The sequence below is a fragment of the Variovorax atrisoli genome (genome assembly GCF_014195185.1).
In the GTDB taxonomy this organism is placed as follows: domain Bacteria; phylum Pseudomonadota; class Gammaproteobacteria; order Burkholderiales; family Burkholderiaceae_C; genus Variovorax; species Variovorax atrisoli.
Genome location: NZ_JACIBG010000003.1, coordinates 460,705 through 480,772, shown reverse-complemented (window position 1 = coordinate 480,772; position 20,068 = coordinate 460,705). Strand labels below are relative to the sequence as shown.

20 protein-coding genes and 1 pseudogene are annotated in these 20,068 nt (G+C 60.2%); 5 read left to right on the top strand and 16 right to left on the bottom strand.

The window, feature by feature from the left end; all coding sequences use genetic code 11:
- Nucleotides 1–5: 5 nt before the first annotated feature.
- A pseudogene (locus FHY06_RS13415) lies at nt 6–278 on the bottom strand (IS66 family transposase); the annotation flags it as partial.
- A 380-nt stretch (nt 279–658) separates the two neighbouring features.
- Between FHY06_RS13415 and FHY06_RS13410 the strand changes: the two are divergent.
- The gene (locus FHY06_RS13410) at nt 659–1,954 is read left to right on the top strand and encodes an MFS transporter (protein WP_184605440.1); all 1,296 of its coding nucleotides are present in this window, start codon (nt 659–661) and stop codon (nt 1,952–1,954) included.
- 203 nt (nt 1,955–2,157) lie between these two features.
- Here the strand turns inward: FHY06_RS13410 and FHY06_RS13405 are convergent, their stop codons facing one another.
- The gene (locus tag FHY06_RS13405; RefSeq protein ID WP_184605671.1) at nt 2,158–3,831 is read right to left on the bottom strand and encodes an FAD-dependent oxidoreductase; all 1,674 of its coding nucleotides are present in this window, start codon (nt 3,829–3,831) and stop codon (nt 2,158–2,160) included.
- A 71-nt stretch (nt 3,832–3,902) separates the two neighbouring features.
- Between FHY06_RS13405 and FHY06_RS13400 the strand changes: the two genes are divergently transcribed.
- Nucleotides 3,903–4,841 carry a LysR family transcriptional regulator gene (locus FHY06_RS13400; protein ID WP_184605439.1) on the top strand — a complete coding sequence of 313 codons (939 nt, stop codon included), beginning with the start codon at nt 3,903–3,905 and terminating at the stop codon, nt 4,839–4,841.
- 20 nt (nt 4,842–4,861) lie between these two features.
- Here FHY06_RS13400 and FHY06_RS13395 read toward each other — a convergent pair whose 3' ends face one another.
- The 14 genes from FHY06_RS13395 to FHY06_RS13330 are packed head-to-tail and all read right to left on the bottom strand — an operon-like array spanning nt 4,862 to nt 17,012.
- A complete protein-coding gene (locus FHY06_RS13395) occupies nt 4,862–5,581 on the bottom strand; it encodes a class II aldolase/adducin family protein (RefSeq protein ID WP_184605438.1) in 720 nt (239 codons plus the stop codon).
- Nucleotides 5,582–5,588: 7 nt separating this feature from the next.
- Entirely contained in the window at nt 5,589–7,058 is a 1,470-nt protein-coding gene (locus FHY06_RS13390) for an NAD-dependent succinate-semialdehyde dehydrogenase (protein ID WP_184605437.1), read from the bottom strand.
- Nucleotides 7,058–7,861: a 4-hydroxy-2-oxoheptanedioate aldolase gene (gene hpaI, locus FHY06_RS13385; protein WP_184605436.1), complete on the bottom strand. Its 804-nt coding sequence runs from the start codon at nt 7,859–7,861 to the stop codon at nt 7,058–7,060. Before hpaI ends, FHY06_RS13390 begins: the two co-directional genes overlap by 1 nt.
- A gap of 9 nt (nt 7,862–7,870) precedes the next feature.
- Nucleotides 7,871–8,671 carry a 2-oxo-hept-4-ene-1,7-dioate hydratase gene (hpaH, locus tag FHY06_RS13380; protein ID WP_184605435.1) on the bottom strand — a complete coding sequence of 267 codons (801 nt, stop codon included), beginning with the start codon at nt 8,669–8,671 and terminating at the stop codon, nt 7,871–7,873.
- Between the two features lie 5 nt (nt 8,672–8,676).
- A complete protein-coding gene (locus tag FHY06_RS13375; RefSeq protein WP_184605434.1) occupies nt 8,677–9,087 on the bottom strand; it encodes a 5-carboxymethyl-2-hydroxymuconate Delta-isomerase in 411 nt (136 codons plus the stop codon).
- A gap of 22 nt (nt 9,088–9,109) precedes the next feature.
- Nucleotides 9,110–10,033, bottom strand: a complete 924-nt coding sequence (gene hpaD, locus FHY06_RS13370; protein WP_184605433.1) for a 3,4-dihydroxyphenylacetate 2,3-dioxygenase — start codon at nt 10,031–10,033, stop codon at nt 9,110–9,112.
- 2 nt (nt 10,034–10,035) lie between these two features.
- Nucleotides 10,036–11,496, bottom strand: coding sequence for a 5-carboxymethyl-2-hydroxymuconate semialdehyde dehydrogenase (gene hpaE / locus FHY06_RS13365; RefSeq protein WP_184605432.1), 1,461 nt, complete (start codon nt 11,494–11,496; stop codon nt 10,036–10,038).
- A gap of 17 nt (nt 11,497–11,513) precedes the next feature.
- Complete coding sequence (locus tag FHY06_RS13360) at nt 11,514–12,284, bottom strand: fumarylacetoacetate hydrolase family protein (RefSeq protein WP_184605431.1); 771 nt, start codon at nt 12,282–12,284, stop codon at nt 11,514–11,516.
- Nucleotides 12,281–12,964: a fumarylacetoacetate hydrolase family protein gene (locus tag FHY06_RS13355; RefSeq protein ID WP_311733688.1), complete on the bottom strand. Its 684-nt coding sequence runs from the start codon at nt 12,962–12,964 to the stop codon at nt 12,281–12,283. The genes FHY06_RS13360 and FHY06_RS13355 overlap by 4 nt, the downstream gene beginning before the upstream one ends.
- 56 nt (nt 12,965–13,020) lie before the next feature.
- Complete coding sequence (locus tag FHY06_RS13350; RefSeq protein WP_184605429.1) at nt 13,021–13,203, bottom strand: hypothetical protein; 183 nt, start codon at nt 13,201–13,203, stop codon at nt 13,021–13,023.
- A 13-nt stretch (nt 13,204–13,216) separates the two neighbouring features.
- Entirely contained in the window at nt 13,217–13,798 is a 582-nt protein-coding gene (locus FHY06_RS13345) for a 3-phenylpropionate/cinnamic acid dioxygenase subunit beta (RefSeq protein WP_184605428.1), read from the bottom strand.
- A 22-nt stretch (nt 13,799–13,820) separates the two neighbouring features.
- The gene (locus FHY06_RS13340; protein WP_184605427.1) at nt 13,821–14,609 is read right to left on the bottom strand and encodes an SDR family NAD(P)-dependent oxidoreductase; all 789 of its coding nucleotides are present in this window, start codon (nt 14,607–14,609) and stop codon (nt 13,821–13,823) included.
- 2 nt (nt 14,610–14,611) lie between these two features.
- Entirely contained in the window at nt 14,612–15,979 is a 1,368-nt protein-coding gene (locus FHY06_RS13335; RefSeq protein ID WP_184605426.1) for an aromatic ring-hydroxylating oxygenase subunit alpha, read from the bottom strand.
- 37 nt (nt 15,980–16,016) lie between these two features.
- Entirely contained in the window at nt 16,017–17,012 is a 996-nt protein-coding gene (locus FHY06_RS13330; RefSeq protein ID WP_184605425.1) for a 2Fe-2S iron-sulfur cluster-binding protein, read from the bottom strand.
- 126 nt (nt 17,013–17,138) lie between these two features.
- Between FHY06_RS13330 and FHY06_RS13325 the strand changes: the two genes are divergently transcribed.
- The 3 genes from FHY06_RS13325 to FHY06_RS13315 all read left to right on the top strand — a co-directional run bounded on the left by FHY06_RS13325 (nt 17,139) and on the right by FHY06_RS13315 (nt 20,061).
- The gene (locus FHY06_RS13325; protein ID WP_184605424.1) at nt 17,139–17,912 is read left to right on the top strand and encodes an IclR family transcriptional regulator; all 774 of its coding nucleotides are present in this window, start codon (nt 17,139–17,141) and stop codon (nt 17,910–17,912) included.
- A gap of 152 nt (nt 17,913–18,064) precedes the next feature.
- Nucleotides 18,065–19,066 (top strand): Bug family tripartite tricarboxylate transporter substrate binding protein, encoded by a 1,002-nt coding sequence (locus FHY06_RS13320; RefSeq protein ID WP_184605423.1) that lies wholly within the window; start codon nt 18,065–18,067, stop codon nt 19,064–19,066.
- Between the two features lie 20 nt (nt 19,067–19,086).
- Nucleotides 19,087–20,061 (top strand): tripartite tricarboxylate transporter substrate binding protein, encoded by a 975-nt coding sequence (locus FHY06_RS13315; RefSeq protein ID WP_184605422.1) that lies wholly within the window; start codon nt 19,087–19,089, stop codon nt 20,059–20,061.
- Nucleotides 20,062–20,068: the final 7 nt, after the last annotated feature.

The window sequence follows — 20,068 nt, the reverse complement described above, 5'->3', positions numbered from 1 at the left end:
GTGAGAACGCGCTTACGCTCCTCTCGCATCAGGTCGGCGACCTCGCGTTCGACAGCGTAGAGCTCGCCGAAAAACTTCAGCGCCTGCTCCCCGGCGAGGCTGCCGTGATTGGCCCAGAGCTCGTGTAACTTGCGCCTCGCATACGCCAGGCGGCCGGCCTCGGTGACGCCGAGCTCGAAGCACGCCTTGTAGCCACTGAAGTCGTCGCACACGAGAGTGCCGCGCCAACCATCCTCGTCTGGCAGATCGAGGAAGTCGCGAGCATGCCGGCCGCCGCGGCCGCCGCGGCCGCCGCGGCCGTCGGCGAAGCCGACGTAGGCAACGCCGAAAAATGCGAATGGGGACAAACCTGCTGTCACTAAATGCGAACGAGCTCGCACAAAACGGTGACACAGGGCGACAGTTGGCGGTCAAACAGCAGCGATTCCTTGGATGCGTCCTGGTCGACGCGATCGATGAGATGAGTGTGCGTTGCTTGATGAGTAAAAGCAATCATGATCCGTGAATCGCAGTAGGCGTCTCCGAACGTGCGTCACATACTTGTATTGCCGTCATGTTTGGCGGCGATGAACAAGGTGCCAACCGAAATCCCGCTTGCTGAAAACGGGGCTTTGGTTACCTCTGGTTGGATGGACACGATGAAGAGGAAATTGCTGTAGTGGAAACAGAATCGACGGCCAAGGCCTGGGAAAAAAAGCCGTGGAAAATTATCCTCGCGGCAACGATCGGAAATGCACTGGAGTGGTACGACTTCATCGTCTATGGCTTCCTGGCTGCGACCATCAGCAAGTTGTTCTTTCCGCAAAGCGACCCTCAGGCGGCGCTATTGCTTGCGACGCTGAGCATCGGGATCGGCTTCATCGCCCGTCCGCTGGGCGCCATACTTCTGGGCTGGTACGCAGACAAGGTTGGCAGAAAACCTGCAATGACGCTGGTGATATGGCTGATGTTCGTATCGACGGCAATGATCGCCTTCGCGCCAACCTTTGCACAAGCGGGTCTTTGGGCCACAGCGCTGATTGCAGTGGCCAGGCTGCTCCAGGGGTTTTCAGCGGGCGGAGAGTTTGGCAGTGCAACCTCGTATCTGATCGAGATGGCCCCTGCACACCGGAAGGGCTATTACGGAAGCTGGCAGATGTTTGCTCAGGCCTCTGGCGCGCTGCTGTCTACGGTGGTGGGAGCGTTGCTGTTTAAAGTCTTCTCGCAGGAGACCATTGATAGCTGGGCGTGGCGACTGCCATTTTTCGTCGGCCTCCTAATTGGGCCTGCAGGCTTGTATATCCGCCGCCACCTGCACGAGCCGGAAGAGTTCACGCGAGTAGCGATGGCGCCTGCTCCGTCTGTAAAGATCTGGCGTCACTTCGTACCGGAGATCATTACTGGAACAACAGTGAGTGCCTCAATCAATGTGATGTCTTATGTGATCATCACCTACTTGCCTCTGTACGCACAACAGACGCTAGGAATGCCGCAAGGCGATGCATTTATCGCACTGCTGGTGGCTATTGTCTTCCGTATGATGCTGATCCCGATATTCGGCTTGGCGTGCGACATGTTTGGACGTCGAATTATGCTGCTCGGTGCACTGGCACTTTTTACTCTCACGATCTATCCGGCGTATATGTACATCATCGCCGCGCCGAGCTTCGTTTCATTGCTTCTCGTGGAGCTTTGGTTCGCCATCCTGATTGCGGCTGCCTACGCTCCGTGTCCTACCTATCTCTCCGAGCTTTTTCCAACACAGATCCGCGGATTGGGCCTGTCTATCGTCTACAACATTGCCGCAACGATCTTCGGGGGATTCTCCCTCTTCTTCGTGACCTTGATTCAGCAGATGACGCGAAGCGCCTTCGCGCCAGCGCATTACTCGGTGATCTTCTTTTTGGCTGCGCTCGTCGCAGTATTGAAGATGGGGCCTCGCTCCTCCAAAAAAGTGCTTCCAGTCGGAGGGTGAGCATTCTCTGTGGTTGATGAGGCGGTGCGGCTCTGGAAACTCAGTAAACCGTCTCGATTGAATAGAGCGGTAACGGGGCTAGCAGGCCGATGCCCTTGGTAAGGGAGAAGACTCTTGTCGGTGTACCAGCTTGCTCAGCATCACCTTCAGGCTGACCGGATTGGTGTGTGCCACCTGTTTGGTCGAGTCTGCTCAGAGCCAACTCACTTGTCTTGAGTCGAGTGGGCTTGTGTGGCGCATCCTCGGACAAGGTCAACGAGCTGAATAGCGTTGTCTGGAACAGCATTGCCGCGCCAAGCAATGTGCTGATCCGGCCGTGAGAGGACAAGCTTGTACGGGTAGAGCCGAACTGTTTCGGGTGAAATGACGTCAAGGACTTTCAGCGGAACACCGCGTTGCATAGCTGCTGCACGAATGGCATCAATTTGGATCGTAGGATCCATCCGTAGGAGGGTGTACTCAGGTCCGAGGACATCATAGAGAGAGGTGCCGTCTTCCAGCCAGAAGTGCGGAGTACGGCATCCTGGAACGGTAGACGGCGTGAACTGGTCCATGGAGTAATCGGGTGGCTCCTGTCCGTCGTAGACTATCAAGGGCGATGCGTCGTAGAAGTAGCCGAAATTCAAGCCGCCACAACAGTATTGCTTGACGTTCAAGTCGTATAGCGCCTGGCCTGCTATCTTTCGCGCGGCCTGTCCTTCCGCGCCAAGCTGTTCGATGTCCGCCGGCACGCCCTCGCGCTCCTTCTGTAACGCGAGAGCGTGGTTCATCGCGAATTTCGACACCTGCTCGGTGAGGGGCATCCTTTCGGCTTCGTAGGCGTTGAGAATGCCTTCGCCACCCCATCCGTTCAGTCGCGCGGCCAGTTGCCATGAAAGGTTCATCGCGTCGGCAATCCCCGCATTCATGCCGTAGCCTGCCATGGGAATCCAGAGATGGCAGGCGTCGCCGCAAATGAAGACGCGCCGATCTCGAAACTTGTCGGCTACCAGACGACGTCCAATCCAGTCCTCCTTGGAGATGACTTCGTACTGGAAATCTTGCCCTACGCCCAGGATCGTGCGGATCGCCCAGTCGCGATCAACGGCTTCAAAGTCCGTTTCGTCCGCGCGCAGGTAGTTGTGCAAAAGGAACGTTTCCCGACCATCGATTGCGTACACGTTGCCACTGCGCCTGGGGTTCAGTGAAAACGTAGCCCATGCCGGAGCGTCCTTGGCCCGAGAAAGCAGATCCGGTGCTCGAAAGAATGTCGACTGGACGCGGCCAACCACATCGGTGCCTGAGAACTTGGCACCGATCGCTTTTCTCACGAAAGATTTGCCGCCATCGCAGCCGATCATGTATTGGCAGCGAATCCGAATCCTCTTGCCGTCATCCAAGAGGATTCCGATGGCGTCTACGCCTTCAGCGTCCTGAGTGAACCCATCGACACGCACGCGATTGAGGATTCGAACTCCGGCTGTAGCTTGCGCGTGTGCGAACAGGATCGGTTCAAGATAGATCTGATTGATCCGATGCGGGGGTTCGGGTGTCGGCCACCAGCCGTCTGGCCCGCTCTTGTCGGTGTATCGATGCTCGCGGGCCGGTATCTTGATGCGAGAGAGCTCGTCTCCTGTGAAAGTAGTCCGGTAGGAGACGTCGTTGGGATAGTGGGGCGGAAGGCCTGCGTTCCGAACCGCATGGGCTACTCCCAATCGACGGAAGATCTCCATGGAGCGAGCCGAAACATGATTGCATTTGACGTTTGGCGCCTCGCCCCGATGGCGAATCTCTGCGACGAGCACCGAGATGCCACGTTGAGCCAAGTCGATAGCGAGTGTCAGTCCAACTGGGCCGGCGCCCACGATCAGTACCTGAGAATGAAGAGGTGGCGACATTGTTTTCCTTGATCTTGAGAGCAGTCCCCTGATTACAGTCAGAGCCAAAGAAAATAGGAAATGAATCTTCCATGTCGATTCATAAAGCATCTTTATATTTTCTGCCCTCAGTACGCCAGCTGCGAGCTTTCGTGGCGGTCTATCGATCTGGCAGTGTCTCGGCCGCAGCTCGGGAGTTATCTCTGACGCAGCCGGCGGTGAGCGTTCTCCTGAAGGAACTGGAAGAGCGCTTGGGATTGCGCTTGTTCGATCGCAGTACGAGGATTCTGCGAAGAACCGAAGCCGCATCGCAGGTCATCGACTATGCGGAGCGCGCCCTGACAGAGCTCCATGCGATGGCGGCGGCGACGCGGCGGCTGACGGATGTATCAGAGGGACGAATCCGAGTCGCGGCCACCGCCGCGGTCGCTCAGACTTTGCTGCCGCATGCACTTCGGCAGTTCGAGCGTGAGCACCCCGGCATCACCATCGAGATCTTCGAAGTAACACCAAGTGATTTTGTGGAAGCTGTCGCTGCGGAGCGTGTCGATTTTGCGGTTGGAACCCTAGAGGCTCCAGTTCCCGGTCTTCGGGAGGACGCCGTGATGCACGACGTTCTGGTCGCTGCGGCGGGCACTTCGGATGGTTTTCCGGAAGGGACGTCAATGACATGGAGGCAGCTTTCCGCGCTGCCGATTGTGACCGTTCGCCCTGGCTATGGGATTCGTCGAAAGATAGAAATCGCGGCTGCAGAAGCGGGAGTGAGCCTACGGATCGTCCATGAGGTCACGCTGTTGGGGACCGCGGTCGCCCTTGCGGCTAGTGGCCTGGGTGTCACCGTCGTTCCCTCTTCTGTCGTTGCGCGCACGCCGGGTCTTGCCATCCGGCGCCTGACACGCCCTATCGTCGAGCGTGTCATCTCCATCGTGACCAAGCACGAGAGATCTCTCTCGCCGGCAAGCGAAGCTTTCGCCAAGTTCCTTCGTCGAACTAGCCTTGAATTTGCAACGCGGCACCGCGGCCGACGCTAGATGAGGAATGCCGGCGCTGATTACCCTGCGATGCCCGCTCGTCGCAGCATTGCATCGAAGATCAGGCGATGGATCTCACTGCCGCTAGCGACGCGCGTTTCCGGAACGGTCTTGAGGATTTCAGCCGGGATTTCCCGATTGGAGCCGCGACCACCGTCAGAGGCCAGTTGTATTTCGCAGCCGCGCTGCAAAATCCACAACCTGTTGAATGCCGTGGGAATGTCGGGACCGACGACCAGCAGGCCATGGTTGCGAAGGATCAGATGGCACTTCTTCCCGAGGGAAGCAACCAGCCGAGGCTGCTCGTCTTCATTGGTCGTGACGCCCTCGTAGTCGTGATAAGCGACATCCCCATACAGCATGGCGCTGTAGAAGTTGTCGTGACGCAGCCCTTCTTCCTTGCAAGAGATAGCGCACCCCGCAGTGGTATGCACGTGCATGATGCAGTGGGCGTCATCCCGTGCAGCATGGATGGCGCTGTGGATGATGAAGCCAGCCTTGTTCACGCGTGCGGTGCTGCCGTCTCGGATATTCCCGTCGACGTCGATGCGCACCAGATTGTGTGGCGTGACCTCTGAATAGTGCAGGCCGAACGGGTTGATCAGGTACTGCGGCTTTTCCTCCGCAGGCGCCGGTACGCGGATCGTGATGTGGTTGAAGATGAGTTCGCTCCAGCCCAGCCAGTCGAAGAGCCGGTAGCAATTGGCGAGATCGGTTCGAAGGTTTGCTTCGGTTTCCATCGTGCGTTCACCTCTTTTCCTGGTTCAAACCGCCGACACACATGTACTTGGTGTGCATGTACTCTTCGATGCCCACTCGCGATCCCTCGCGGCCCATGCCCGATTGCTTGATGCCGCCAAAAGGGGCGACCGCGGTGCTGATGATCCCCGTGTTGATGCCGACCATCCCGGCTTGCATGGCATCGGCCACTCTCCAGACACGAGCGATATCGCGCGAGTAGAAGTAAGAGGCAAGACCGAACTCCGATGAGTTGGCGATCGTGACGGCCTCTTCTTCTGTACCGAACCGGATGATCGGGGCCACCGGACCGAAGATTTCTTCATTGGCAATCTTCATCTCGCCCGTCACGTCAGCAATAACCGTCGGCTCGAAGAAGGTACCTCCCAGAAGATGGGGTGTTCCACCCGCGACGATCCGGGCGCCCTTGCCGAGCGCGTCTGCGAGCAGCGCCTGCACCTTGTCCAACGCATCGGTGTCGATCAGCGGGCCTTGCTGAACATTGGCGTCCCGACCATCGCCGACCTTAAGGGCTTTCACGGCGGCAGACAGCTTGGCGACGAAGACGTCGTGGATGCCTTCTTGCACAAGAAGTCGGTTCGCACAGACGCAAGTCTGGCCGCTGTTGCGGTACTTGGAGGCGATTGCACCCTCGACGGCAGCGTCGACATCCGCATCGTCGAAGACGATGAATGGCGCATTGCCACCGAGCTCGAGCGAAAGCCTCTTGAGAGACGGAGCGCACTGAGCCGCAAGGATGCGGCCAACCTCCGTGGAGCCCGTGAAGCTGAGCTTGCGAACGACCGGATTGCTCGTCAGCTCTGCGCCGATTTCCCGCGCCTTTCCTGTTATCACGTTCAAGACGCCTGCAGGAACGCCGGCTCGTTGTGCGAGGGCCACCAAGGCCAGCGCTGAAAGCGGCGTCTGTTCCGCCGGTTTGACGATGATCGTGCATCCCGCGGCCAAAGCCGGTGCCACCTTGCGGGTGATCATGGCTGCAGGGAAGTTCCAGGGCGTGATGGCTGCACAAACACCCACCGGCTCGCGTTTGACCAGAATCTGCTTGTCGGACCAGGGGGATGGCACGACGTCCCCGTAAGTGCGTTTGGCCTCCTCGGCGAACCATTCGATGTAAGAGGCGGCATAGCCAATCTCGCCCTTGGCCTCCGCGAGCGGCTTTCCCTGCTCTGCGGTCATGATCGCTGCCAGGTCGTCCTGGTGCGCAAGCATCAGCTCGTACCAGCGGCGCAAGATGCGCGCCCGGTGCTCGGCGGTGGTGCGGCTCCAGTCGCGGAAGGCTGCATCTGCGGCCAGGATTGCTCGACGAGTTTCGAGTCCGCCGGCGCACGGGACAGTTCCGACAAGGGAGCCATTGGAAGGATTGCGAACCTCGATGGGTTGGGTGCCCGCATCGTTGAGCCACTGGCCGTCCACGAAGATCTGCGAGCGCAGCAGAGATGAGTCTTGAAGCTGCAGCATCAGTATGCTCCTGAAGAAAGAGCGGGCGCGGCAGGCGCTCCCCTGAACTGGCCCAGCAGATCCTTGGCTGCGCGCACCAGAAGCGTCGTATCGACGCCTACGGCAACGAAGGTCGCACCTGCCTCCAGATACTTTCTGGACAGCGACTGGTCTGCGGACAATACGCCTGCCGCCTTGCCTGCGGCGACAACCGAGCGGATGCCCTGGATGATGGCTTCCTGGACTTTAGGATGGCCAGGCTGACCCAGCAGGCCCATCGAAGCTGACAGGTCCGCCGGTCCGAAGAACACGCCATCCACGCCATCGACCATCGCAATTTCACCAACCTGGGTGAGTGCTGCAGCGCTTTCGACTTGAACCAGAAGGCAAATGTCGTCTGCGGCCTTGGTGAGATACCCGTCGATCTGGTTCCAGCGGGAGGATCGCGCGAGAGCGCTACCCACGCCCCGGATGCCTTCGGGCGGGTAGCGCGTTGCAGCCACGAGTTGCCCAGCCTGCTGTGCTGTCTCCACCATTGGGATCAGCAGAGTCTGTGCACCGAGATCTAGAAGCTGCTTGATACCGGCCACCGTTCCCTCGGGAGGACGCACGACCGGGTGAGACCTGTACGCGGCGACTGCCTGCAGTTGAGCCAGGACGCTCCTCAGATCGTTGGGGGCATGTTCTCCATCGATGAGGAGCCAGTCATAGCCAGTTGTCGCGAGTGCTTCTGCGACATAGGGGTCGGCGAATCCGACCCAGAGACCCAGTTGGACTTGTGCGCTGCGAATCGCTTGCTTGAAGGTGTTCAGAGGCATATGCATGACCAGCCCTCAAATGAAGCGGAACTCGAACCGGCCCAACGTACCGTAGTCGGCATCGAAAACGTCGCCACGTTTCGCCGCGACGGGCCGGGTGAACGATCCTGCGAGGACGACCTGACCGCGCTGCAGGGACTCACCCCAAGGCGCAAGCTTTTGAGCCAACCAAGCAATCCCGACCGCGGGGTGCCCTTGGACGCCGGCGGCAAGACCGGTCTCCTCGACGACGCCGTTCTGCCTCAACACGGCACCGCACCAGGGGAGATCGATCTCGGAAGGTGTGGCCTTTCGGCCACCGAGAATGATCCCCGCGTTGGCGGCGTTGTCGCTGATCGTGTCGTACACCTTCCGCATGACCTTCGTGTGCCGGTCGAACTGTTCGATCCGAGAGTCGATGATCTCAATCGCGGGCTGGACATACTCGGTGGCCGCGAGCACATCGGCGACCGTCGTACCTTCGCCTTCGAGCTTGTCCTTCAGGATGAAGGCGAGCTCGACTTCCACGCGAGGTGCTATGAAGCGGTCGGAGGGGATGTCGCCGGGCTCGAAGAACATGTCGTCGAGCAGTGTTCCGTAGTCGGGCTCGGTGATCTGGCTGGCTTGCTGCATGGCGCGAGAAGTCAGGCCGATCTTGTGTCCCTTGATGATGCGGCCTTCGGCCAGCTTGAGCTTCATCCAGGCGCGCGAGATGGCGTAACCATCCTGGATGTTCATTTCCGGAAAACGCTTGGAGAAATGCTCGACCTGTACGCGGGATTTCTCGCTCGCGTGAAGCTCAGTCGCGAGCTGATGAATCAAGTTGTCATTGAGCATGAAGATCACTTTTCCTTGTTGAAGAGGGGGTGCAGGTTGCTGTGCTTTCCGTCGTAAACCTGTCCTGGACTCTCGTCGATCTGCAGAGTGCAGCCCATCAACTGACTGCTGAAGATCGGTTCGAAATGGGCTTTGACTGCATCCATGAGTTCGTCGCCGGCCCTTTTTTTCACTGCCGCCGAACGGCCTGAGCCCATTCGCAGATTCAGGTAGACGAACGCATAGTCGTTCTTGCAGTCGGCCACGGCATGGTGCGTAGCCGGATAGGCCAACACTCGTGTACCGCCCGTCGGGAAAACTTGACGGCCCGTCTCGTCGCGCTGATCGAGCATGACGTCGGCCAGGCGCCGACATAGCGCTGTCAAATCGGTGCGGCTTTCGATGTTCGGTGTGTAGAGAACGATCAGATGAGGCATTGTTCGATAGATGCTGGACAGCCTACAGTCGAGAGACTGTCTGGAAGCCGTCGGCACTGGACGCTTGTGGCTTCGGAATGGCTCGACCGTCTTGCGGCGTCACTGGGAAGAGCGCGTTGATCTGTCCTGTGGCCGAAGAGCCGAAGTAGGGTGTAACCACCTCGGCCCTGCCGTCATAGGCAGACCACCCCAGTGCGCCAAGCACCATGGCTGTGTCGTGCATGAACCCCTCGCCGTGGCCTTTGGACGCGTACTCGGGAAGCATTGCGCAGAAGTCGGCCCATTCGCCGTCCTCCCACATCTTCACGACGTCATGATCCATGCGCTCGAGCAGCGGACTCCAGACCCGGTCGGCATACTGTGGCGCGAGCCCGTTCTGGGCAAATCGATGAGACAGGGAGCCGCTCGCAAAAAATGCCACGGTCCCGTCGTAGTGCTCCTCCACCGCGCGGCGCATGGCCCAACCCAATCTGGCGCTGTCGTTCAAGTAGTGGCTGGTGCACAGGGCCGAAACGCAGATCACCTTGAAATACAGGTCCTCGTTCATGTATCGCATGGGAACCAGGGTGCCGTATTCCGGGCCCAGCGTAGTGGCATCATGTGCGAGCGTCTCGACGCCCCATTCGTTGCAGGATTTCGCTAACAGCCTGCCGAGACCCGGGTTGCCTGGAATCTCATACGGCATGTTGCTGATGAAATGGGGAAGCTCGTTGCTGGTATAGACACCTTTGAAATGAGGGGCGCAATTCAGGTGGTAACTCGCGTTGACCAGCCAATGTGTGTCGAAGACCACGATGGTGTCGACGCCCAGCTCGCGGCAGCGCAAACCGATCGTCTTCAGGCCGTCTATCGCAGATTGACGACTGCCCTTGCGCGGTCCATCCAGCTCGCTGAGATAAAGCGAGGGAACGTGCGTGATCTTGGCCGCGAGGGCGAGCGTCCCCATGCTCAGACTCCCCAGTGCGGAATGTGGTGCGAGCCCAGCGACACCGCCACGTTCTTCGGCTCGCAGAACACCTCGTAGCTCCAGGTGCCGCCTTCGCGGCCGGTGCCCGATGCCTTGGTGCCGCCGAAGGGCTGGCGCAGGTCGCGCACGTTCTGGCTGTTGACGAAGCACATGCCGGCCTCGACGGCGGCGGCCACGCGGTGGGCCTTGCCGATGTTCTCGGTCCACACGTAGCTGGAGAGGCCGTACTGGATGTCGTTGGCCAGCTCGATGGCGTGCGCCTCGTCCTTGAAGGGAATGAGGCATGCGACGGGTCCGAAGATCTCGTCCTGCGCGATCTTCATGCGGTTGTCCACGTCGGCGAACACGGTGGGCACCACGTAGTTGCCTTTCTTCACGCGATCCGGCAGGTTCGACGGCGCATCCAGCCCGCCGCACAGCAGCGTCGCGCCTTCCTTCGGGCCCAGCTCGATGTAGCTGCGCACCTTGGCCAGGTGGGCCTGCGAGATCATCGGGCCGACGATGGTCTTCTCGTCCAGCGGGTCGCCCACCGTGATGCGCTTGGCGCGCTCGGCGAACTTGGCTGCGAAGTCGGCGTAGATCGATTGCTGCACCAGGATGCGCGAGCCGGCGGTGCAGCGCTCGCCGTTGTTGCTGAAGATCATGAACACGGCCGCGTCGAGCGCGCGGTCGAGGTCAGCGTCGTCGAAGATCACGAAGGGGCTCTTGCCGCCGAGTTCCATGCTGAACTTCTTCAGGCCCGCGCTCTTCACGATGCGGTTGCCGGTGGCGGTGGAGCCGGTGAACGAGATGGCGCGCACGTCGGGGTGCGCCACCAGCGGCTCGCCGGCTTCCTTGCCGTAGCCGTGCACCAGGTTCAGCACGCCTGGCGGAATGCCGGCTTCCAGCGCCAGCTCGCCCAGGCGCGCGGCTGTCAGCGGCGAGAGTTCGCTCATCTTCAGCACGGCGGTGTTGCCGAAGGCCAGGCAGGGCGCGACCTTCCAGGTGGCCGTCATGAAGGGCACGTTCCACGGGCTGATGAGCGCGCACACGCCCACCGGATGGAACAGCGTGTAGTTCAGGTGCGTGGGCGTGGGATAGGTGTGGCCGTCCACGCGCGTGCACATCTCTGCGAAGTAGTAGAAGTTGTCGGCCGCGCGCGGCACCAGCTGCTTGCCGGTCTGGGCGATGACCTGGCCGCAGTCGTTGGTCTCGGTCTGTGCGATCTCGGGCACGTTCTTCGCGATCAGGTCGCCGAGCTTGCGGATCAGCTTCGCGCGCTCGGGCGCGGGCATGCCGGCCCACTTTGGAAAGGCTTCCTTGGCCGCGGCCACCGCGGCGTTGACCTCGGCTTCGCCGCCCGAGGCGACTTCGGCCAGCACTTCCTGCGTGGCGGGGTTGACGGTCTCGAAGTAGTCCGAGCCCTTGACGGACTTGCCGCCGATGAGATGATCAACTCGCATGTGTGATTCCAATGGTTTCAAATGGGGGCGCCTTGGCGACCAAAGAGTTCGTCGCCAGCGATGGTGTTCACGAGACAACCGATGCCGTCGATTTCGCAAACGACCTCATCCCCGACCTTGACGTCGACCACACCCTCGGGCGTCCCTGTGAGGATGACGTCGCCCGGAGAGAGCGTCATGAACGCGCTCAGGTATTCGATGAGGTACGGAATGTCGAACACGAAGTCGCGCGTATTGCCTTGCTGTGTCACTTGTCCGTTGACCAACGTGCGCAGCTGTAGCTCTACCTTCTCTCCGATATCGGCTGCATCGACAAACCAGGGGCCTAGTACGGTGCCGCCGTCGCGGTTCTTGACGCGCAGGTTGGGGCGATACCAGTTCTCAAGGTAATCCCGGATCGCGTAGTCATTTGCCACCGTGTAGCCGGCCACATGTTCCATTGCGTTGGCGCGATTGACATTGCGTGCCTCCTTGCCGATCACGACGGCGAGTTCGCACTCGTAGTGCATGAACTTGACGTCTGCAGGGCGTCTGGTCACAGCTCGATGTCCGATCACGCTGCCAGGGCCCTTGAGGAAGGCCAAAGGCTCTTCCTGCGCTCCGAACGACAGTTCCTTGGCGTGGTCGGCGTAGTTGAGACCCAAAGCGATGATGGTGCCGACTTCGAAAGGAGGAAGCCAGACCACGGATTCTTCGCTGACGATCCGGCCATCGGCGAGAAGCAACCCATCTGAATGAGGAATTGCCTCGTGGATGGCGCCTGCGTAGGCGACGCGTGCGCGTTTCATTCAGCACCTCCAACGAAGCTGGCATGTGCGGTGCCGACTTGGTCGATCTCGACTGCGACGTCCTGTCCCGCACGTGCGCGCGGCGCACCATTCGGTACACCGAGCAGCAAGATGTCTCCAGGGGACAGCGTCATGAAATCCGTGACGTCTGCCAGAAGTTGTGCCGCCGGCCGGATCATTGCGTCGAGACGCCCCTCTTGAACAAGCTTGTTGTCGAGATAGGTTCTCAAGGTCAATGCGTTGGGATCTACGATGCTTGCGCTTGACACAACGCCATTGCTCAGGATCAGTGATCCATCCCTGGCCTTGAATCGGATGGCGGGGCGGTAGAAGCTTGCATGAGGTACGCTCAAGTCGATCGCCACGGTGTAGCCGGCGATGTAGTCCAGTGCATCGCCCGCGGAAATGCGGCAAGCGGTGCGTCCGACGATCAAGGCGAGCGAGCCACCGACCTCCCACTCGGGAATCGTCTTTGTCGTGGCGACATTCATGCCGGAAAGACGGAACGTGTTTCGTGGCTTGACATACAGCACCGGCGCCTGAGGGGGCGCCTTGTAGGGGGGCTGCAACGCACTCTCACCCAGTGCTTCGAGTGAGTTGCGGTCGTTCAGAAGGGGACCGTAGACCGTGCCGGTCAGGCGGTACGGTGCAAATGCAAATTGATAGTCGTGGGGATTCACGCTTAGAGCTCCGCGGGCCGCGGACGCGGCCATCGAGTCATTGGTTGACGGTGGTGTCAATCGGCCGCCAGCTCGGCCAACTCCACCATTTCTTCGCAGTGGACGAGTTCGTCGTCTCCGCTTTCGGGGTTGCGCAGCATCAGCCAGATTCCGTCACCGATGTTCTCGACGACTTCAGCCACCGTGCCGTTTTTCAGCCGGATACCTTGTCCCGGCTTGACACTCATGAGATTGAGCATGGCGTGAACCTCCTCAGAAAAAGATGCTGAGGTTCTTGGCCAGAAGCACGTTCTGGTGAATGCGGATCTCGCGTCGGCAGAGCTTCCAGCCGTCAGCAGTCTTGCGGATTCGATCCTTTCGGTCACCCACGAAGAAGTATTGTTCATACTCGCAACGGTTCTGGTAGGTCAGGAAGCGACTCGACACATCGACCTCCAGATCGCCGTCGCCGTTGGCCTGCATGGCCGTGAGCTGCACGTTGCTCACGAGGCGGCTGACGCGAGACAAGGGCTCTTCGGCCCAGTGCACGCCGGTCATGATCTGCTCTGCGCGTTTGGTCAGGGTCCACTTGCCTTCGTTGAACCAGCTCATCTGCTTCTCACGCGTGGTGAGCTCGCGGCGAGCGTGTTCGCCCGCCTTGACGTTGTACTCCATGGGCATGAAGTACTCGAGGTCCTCCGCGAGTGTGTCGATCCACTCCTTGAACTGCCTGTCGTCCAGCAGGTTGGCCTCGTCGTAGAGGAACTCCTCGATCTCGCGCTTGACTTCGTAGTATTTGGCGTCGCGCGAAAGACGGGTGGCGAGTTCAACCACCGGTTCTGCGAGTTCAGACATGATTTCTCCTGGTATTTGGGGGTCAGTGGGTGACTGGAATGGGGCCGCCCTGGTGAGCGAAGCAGCCGACGTCAATGATGGTTCCCGAGATTGCCGCTGCATCTTCGGAAAGCAGAAACGCGACGGCGTTGGCGAGGTCTCGCCCATTGGCGGGACGGCCGGCGACTGTTCCGGGCGCCGGTTTGCTCTTGAAGGCGTTCACATCTCCGCCCACGCGGCCAACGCTCATGCCGGACACGATGCCGCCCCCTCCTGGAATCGCGACGTTGACACGGACGTGATCATGGAAGTGGTCATATGCCATGGCGGTGCTCAAGGCGACGATGGCCCCCTTGCTGGCGCTGTAGATCGCCATGTTGGGCTTTCCCCAGCCTGCACCGGAACCGATGTTGACGATCGAGCCGCCGCCGGCGCGGATCATGTGAGGCAGGACGGCGCGCGACATCAAGTAGGTGCCCTTGAGGTTCACGTCCACGATGCGATCGAATGTCGACTCGTCTGTCGTGAGGACCGTTCCCAGCGGTCCAATCGCCGCGTTGTTGACCAAGCCATTGATCGCGCCATACTTCTTGAGCGCGTGCTCGACGACCTTTTGGACGTCCGCCGGATTGGAGACGTCCGCCTCCAGAACCTCGGCCTCGCAGTCCACGCTTTTGAGCTCAGCCTTCACATGGTCGAAACCGTGAGCGGTACTGGATACCTGCGGCTGAGCCAAGCCAAAGGCCACGACCTGATGCCCCCGCTTGGCGAGCTCGACCGTGATCGATTGACCCAGGCCGAACGTGCCGCCAGTGACGATAACAACGCCCATGATCAGGCGGCGAAGCTCGCCGGCTCCTTGTCCTTGCGTCCCAGCAGGGTGTCCCAATCGGCACCATTCATGTAGTCGCGCCAACGGCGATAGAACTGCCGCGGGTTTTCTTCGCTGACCTGCAAGCTCACATTGCCTGCCACAGGGCTGTTGACCTCGACCTTGCCCAGCGACTGGGCATAGTTGTACGGGTAGCGCTTGGCAATCACCCCGCGGCTGCCCGCCGTGGCGTAGTTCCAGTTCTCCATGTCGTCTTGCTCCGTCATGCCAGCCGGACCTGAATAGCGCATGTAATAGGTGCGCAGGAAGTCTTTGACTTCCTGGGGTGCGTCAGCGTCCACAAGGAAGAAGCGCCAGGCTTCTGTCGACTCGGGACCATGCGGATGCCATACGCACAGGTTGCGCGGCTGGTTGCCGTGGAACGAGACATTCGGATAGATCGTGCCGACGAATGGCACAAGCCGATGTTGTTCGGCGCCCAGCCGTTCCTTGCGCTTGGCGTGAGCCTCCCGGAAGTATTCGGCGACGATGGGGTTGTTCTGGTAGGTGTCCAGGAACTCCCATGTCTCGGGCATGATCGCGCTGTGGACGCCGTGGCCGGCTGGGAAGTTCACCCACAGATGCTTGGCTTTCTCCAGCTCATTGTCGCGGCGACCCTTGGCGCCCGCTTCAGCGGAGGGGCCGATACCGATCATGTCCACGGAGCGGTGGCTGACGTTGTGATAGGTGTCGCCGAGGAAGTTCTCCGCTGCGAATTTCCAGTTGCACGGGATGATCCACTTGTGCACGCCGAACAGCACCTCAGAGCCGCCTTCGCGGCCGTCTCTGCAGTCGAGCGCGAGATCCAGGTGCATCTTGGCATCGCCAAGGTACGTCATGAAGTCCGGCGCGTCCTTGTCCCAGGTTGCCCACACCGTGCCTTTGTAGATTTCCATCTTCGGCACTTCGATCAGCGACCAGTCTTCCTTTTCCAAGCAGCCTTCGTAGAGGTTCTTGTATTGGGGCACGCCGAACAGCTTGCCGTCCGTGGTGTAGCTCCAGCTGTGATACGGGCAGGTGAACATCTGCGTGTTGCCGTGGTCGTACTGGCAGACCTTCATCCCGCGATGGCGGCACGAGTTCAGGAACACGTGGACTTTCTTTTTCTTGTCGCGAGCCAGGATCACCGACTCACCCCCCATGCGGGAGGTGAAGAAGTCACCGGGATTGGGCACTTGGCTCTCGTGGCCGACGAACAGCCACGCACGGGTAAAGACCTTCTCCAGTTCTTCCTGGTAGATCTCCTTGTCGGAGAAGATTTCGCGGCTGATCTCGCCCTTGCGCAGGTTGATCATCGCGTTGTAGCGGGATTCGGTAGTGATCGGAATCATGGGTTATCTCGGTTGGGATTGAGCGAGGGCTGGGTAATCAGGCAAATCGTTCGCAGAGCACGTCCTGCTTAGGCAGGCCAGCCGCTTCCGCGGCCTTGCGGCCGGCTTCGACCATCGGCGGTGGACCGCAGAGGTAGACCCTGGTGGCAGGGTCGAGGCCAAGGCCGGAGATGAGATCGGTCGCATAGCCTTCATGGCACTCCGCATTCGCGTCTTGCTCCACAGCCAGCCTTACCTGCACATGTGGCACTGCTTCACGAAGTGCCTTGAGTTCGTCCAGCGCGAACAGGTGCCCGGGGGTGCGAGCACCAATCAGCACCGTGGTCGGCTGGCTCTGGCTCTTTCCATTCATGCTGCGCAACATCGAAAGAAAGGGGGCTACGCCGGTGCCACCCGCGACGAAGAGTCGTGGGCGTTCTTCATCGCGCAAGAAGAACGTCCCATGGGGAACGCTCAACTCGACTTTGTCGCCCGCCTTGGCGCCGTTCAGCCAGTTGGAGAACGAACCATCAGGCACAAGGCGGACGAAGAACTCCAGATGGTTGCTGCCAGGCAGATTGGCCATCGAGTACGAGCGATGGAAATCGGTACCCGCCGGGTGAATGCGGACGTACTGCCCCGGTTCAAACTGAATGCTCTCAGGAATGGAGATTTCGAGCCGCATGGTCTCGCTCGCGATCCGACTGACAGCGACGACCTCGCCATCGATGGGGGCGGGCTCTTCTGCGAGTGCTTCCGCGGACTCGTAGGGGAGCTCGACTGCACAGGGACCGGTCACGCGGCAGACGCAGGGCAGGACGGTGCCGGCGTCGCGGTCTTCGTCAGGCAGTACTGCAGTGTCGTAGTCCTCCATCTCCACCGTACCCGAGAGGAGTTGTGCGGTACAGGTGCCGCACTGTCCATTGGAGCAGTCGGTCAGGAGATTCAGTCCGGCCTCGCTGGCAGCTTCGACGATTTTCTTGCCGCACGGCACGTCCAAGCGATGCGCGACGCCGTCTGAAAAGAGCAACGTGACCGGGACGATCGAACTCATGGTGGGTCTCCTTTTTTGTCCGCTTAATGGACTTGAAATCCATTGTATGGACTTTCTTGGTTTTGGGTCAACATGTCCATGTGGCGGACAATATGACCTCGCCCATCAAAATTGAGAGGAGTTCCCTTGGCTACTGCGGAGAAGAACGAAAACGTGCGCGCTGTAGGACGTGCGCTGGAAATCCTGCTGGCATTCACGGCGCAGGATTTCGAGCTTTCACCGTCCGAATTGCTCAAGCGCGTAGACCTGTCGCGGCCGACGCTGTATCGGTTGCTCTACACCCTGGAGGAGCAGGGATTTCTTGTCTCTGTTGGCGAGCCCCAGCGCTTTCGGCTCGGTCCTGCGGTCGCTCGGCTTGCGCATGTGTGGACGTCAAGCCTGGATCTCGCAGCCGTGGCTGAGCCAGTCTTGAGACGGATTTGGCGGACCACCAACGAGACGGTGGCCATGTTCATTCCGCAGCGCGAACTGCGCTTGTGCGTGGCCGAGTTGCCAAGTCCGCAGCCCCTGAATTTCAAGCGTGGAGTTGGCTACACCGAGCGCATCGCCCTCGGGGCGACAGGGCGCGCAATCCTGGCTTACATGGAGGCGAGTTCCGAAGAACTGCGTGACTACGTGCAGGGCACCAAAGTCAACGTCAAGGAGTTGGAGGCGGAGCTGGTGCAGACCCGGAAACGGGGATTTGCAAGCAGCCATAGCGAACTGATTCCCGGCGCGGTGGCTGTCGCAGTCCCCTTCTTTGACAGGCATGCCCAAGTCGCCGGCTCGATCGGGGTGTTCGGACCCGAAGTCAGGTTGGACGGTGCGCGTCTCAAGCAGATCACGAAGCTATTGCAGACGGAAGCCCAGAGTCTGTCGGCAATGCTGGGCTATGGAAGCAAGGAGGCTGCTGTCTCATGAATTAAATCAGTTGCCTGCGATTTGTCCGCCAGGCGGACGACATGATCAGAATTTGACGCAAGTCGAACGATGTCCATAAAATGGACTATCGATCCACCCTGCGGACATGGATTGATTACGTCGCCCCTACCGGCCCAACGGAGACAAACGCAATGCATAAGCCACCGGCACACTCGCGCAGGATCATCCTGCGCATTCTTGGCAGCACGCTCGCCACCACTACTTTTCTTGGAGTTGCGCCTCTCGCGGCTGCACAGGAGTACCCCGACAAGGCTGTCAAGATCGTCGTGGGTTTCGCCCCTGGCGGCACCAACGACATCCTGGCCCGCTTGGTTGCGGCCAAACTTCAAGACCGCCTGAAGCAGGCGTTCGTGGTCGACAACAAGCCTGGCGCGAACTCAGCCGTTGCCACCGACTTCGTGGCGAAAGCCAAGCCGGATGGCTACACGCTGCTTGTGTCATCCAGTGGAGGGCTGACAGTGAATCCGGTGCTCATGAAGAGCATCGGATACGACTCTGTCAAAGATTTCGAACCGATCGCGCTGCTCGGCTCATTTCCGCTTGTCGTGACGGTTCCCGCAGGGCTGCCTGTGAAGAGTCTCTCGGAGCTGCTCAGCTACAGCAAGAAGACCAAGGACGGCATGCTTGACCACGGTGTGGCTTCCTCGTCGTTTCAACTGGTTGCCGAGACGCTTTCCAGCGCGTCGAACGTCAAGTTCAATCACATCAACTACCGCGGCTCGGGCCCGGTGGTTGCAGCGCTTTTGGGGGGAGAGGTCCAAGTCGGGATCCTCGACAGCGCCGCCGTAATGCCCCAGGTCAAGGCGGGCAAGCTCAAGGCATTGGCGGTGACGACCGGCAAGCGCTCGGCCGTCTTCCCGGACATTCCCACGGTAGCTGAATCAGGGTTCCCCGGCTACGACGTCCCCATCTGGACTGCATTGATGGCCCCGAAAGGGACGCCCGAGCCGGTGCTCATCAAGCTGCGCGCCTCGGTGGCCGAGATCCTCAAGGAAAAGGACATGGTGGACAAGATGCACGCGCAGGGCATGGACCCCGGGGACACCGATGCATCTGCGCTGTCCAAGCGCATCGCCAGTGACATTGCGCGTTGGACCAAGGTGGCCAAGGCCGCCAACCTCCAGCCCGAATAAGAAAACCCAGGAGACAAACCATGAAAACTTCAATCTGGCGTCTGATCGCCACGTTCGCCCTTTCGTCCGCTGCCTTCGCGACAGCGAGCGCGCAGCAGTTTCCCTCGAAACCCATCACCCTGGTCGTGCCGTTCGCTCCTGGGGCTTCTGCCGACGCCATCGCACGCGTGGTCGGCAAGGAGATGTCCCAGCTGTTGGGCCAGCCGGTTGTCGTCGACAACAAGCCAGGCGCAGGCGGCGCCTTGGGGCTGATGGCGGTGGCACGCGCAAGCGCGGACGGCTACACCATCGGCCTGGGGGCCACGGGTGCTATCGCGGTGAATTCTCATCTGCCAGATGCGCCGCCTTTGAAGCCTCAGAGCGATCTGTCTCCCCTCGGAAAGATGGCCGACATCCCGCTGGTCGTCGTAGCCTCCGGCTCCGCCGGGTACGGCAACCTGCAGGCGTTCCTGGCCGATGCGAAAGCAAAGCCCGGCAAGATCTCGTACGCAACTCCTGGACAGTACACGTCCCAGCATCTGTCGGGGGAACTGCTCGCGAAGATGGGTAATGTCTCCATCTCGGCGGTGCCTTATCGCGGAAGCGGCCCTGCGGTCACCGATCTGCTTGGCGGCGTCGTGCCGGTCGCCGTCGTCGACCTCACGTCTGCCTACCCCCACATCAAGGCGGGAAAACTCGTTGCACTGGGTGTGACCAGTGCGGAGCGAAGCAAGGTTGCCCCGGAGCTTCCGACGATTGCGGAGGCAGGTGTGAAGGGATATGCAGCGCCCGCGTGGATGGGGCTTTTTGTCGCCGCAAAGACCCCGGCCGATGTGAAGGCGAAGCTCTCCGGTGCACTGCAGAAGGCGCTGTCCAACCAGGAGGTGCGTCACCAAATCTCGAATTTAGCTGCAGAGCCTGCCTACATGGATCCGCAGGACTTCGGTCAGTTCATCGCCGGCGAATCCAGGAAATGGGGTGACCTCATTTCGCAGATGCCTCCACCCGCGAAATAGGAGGACG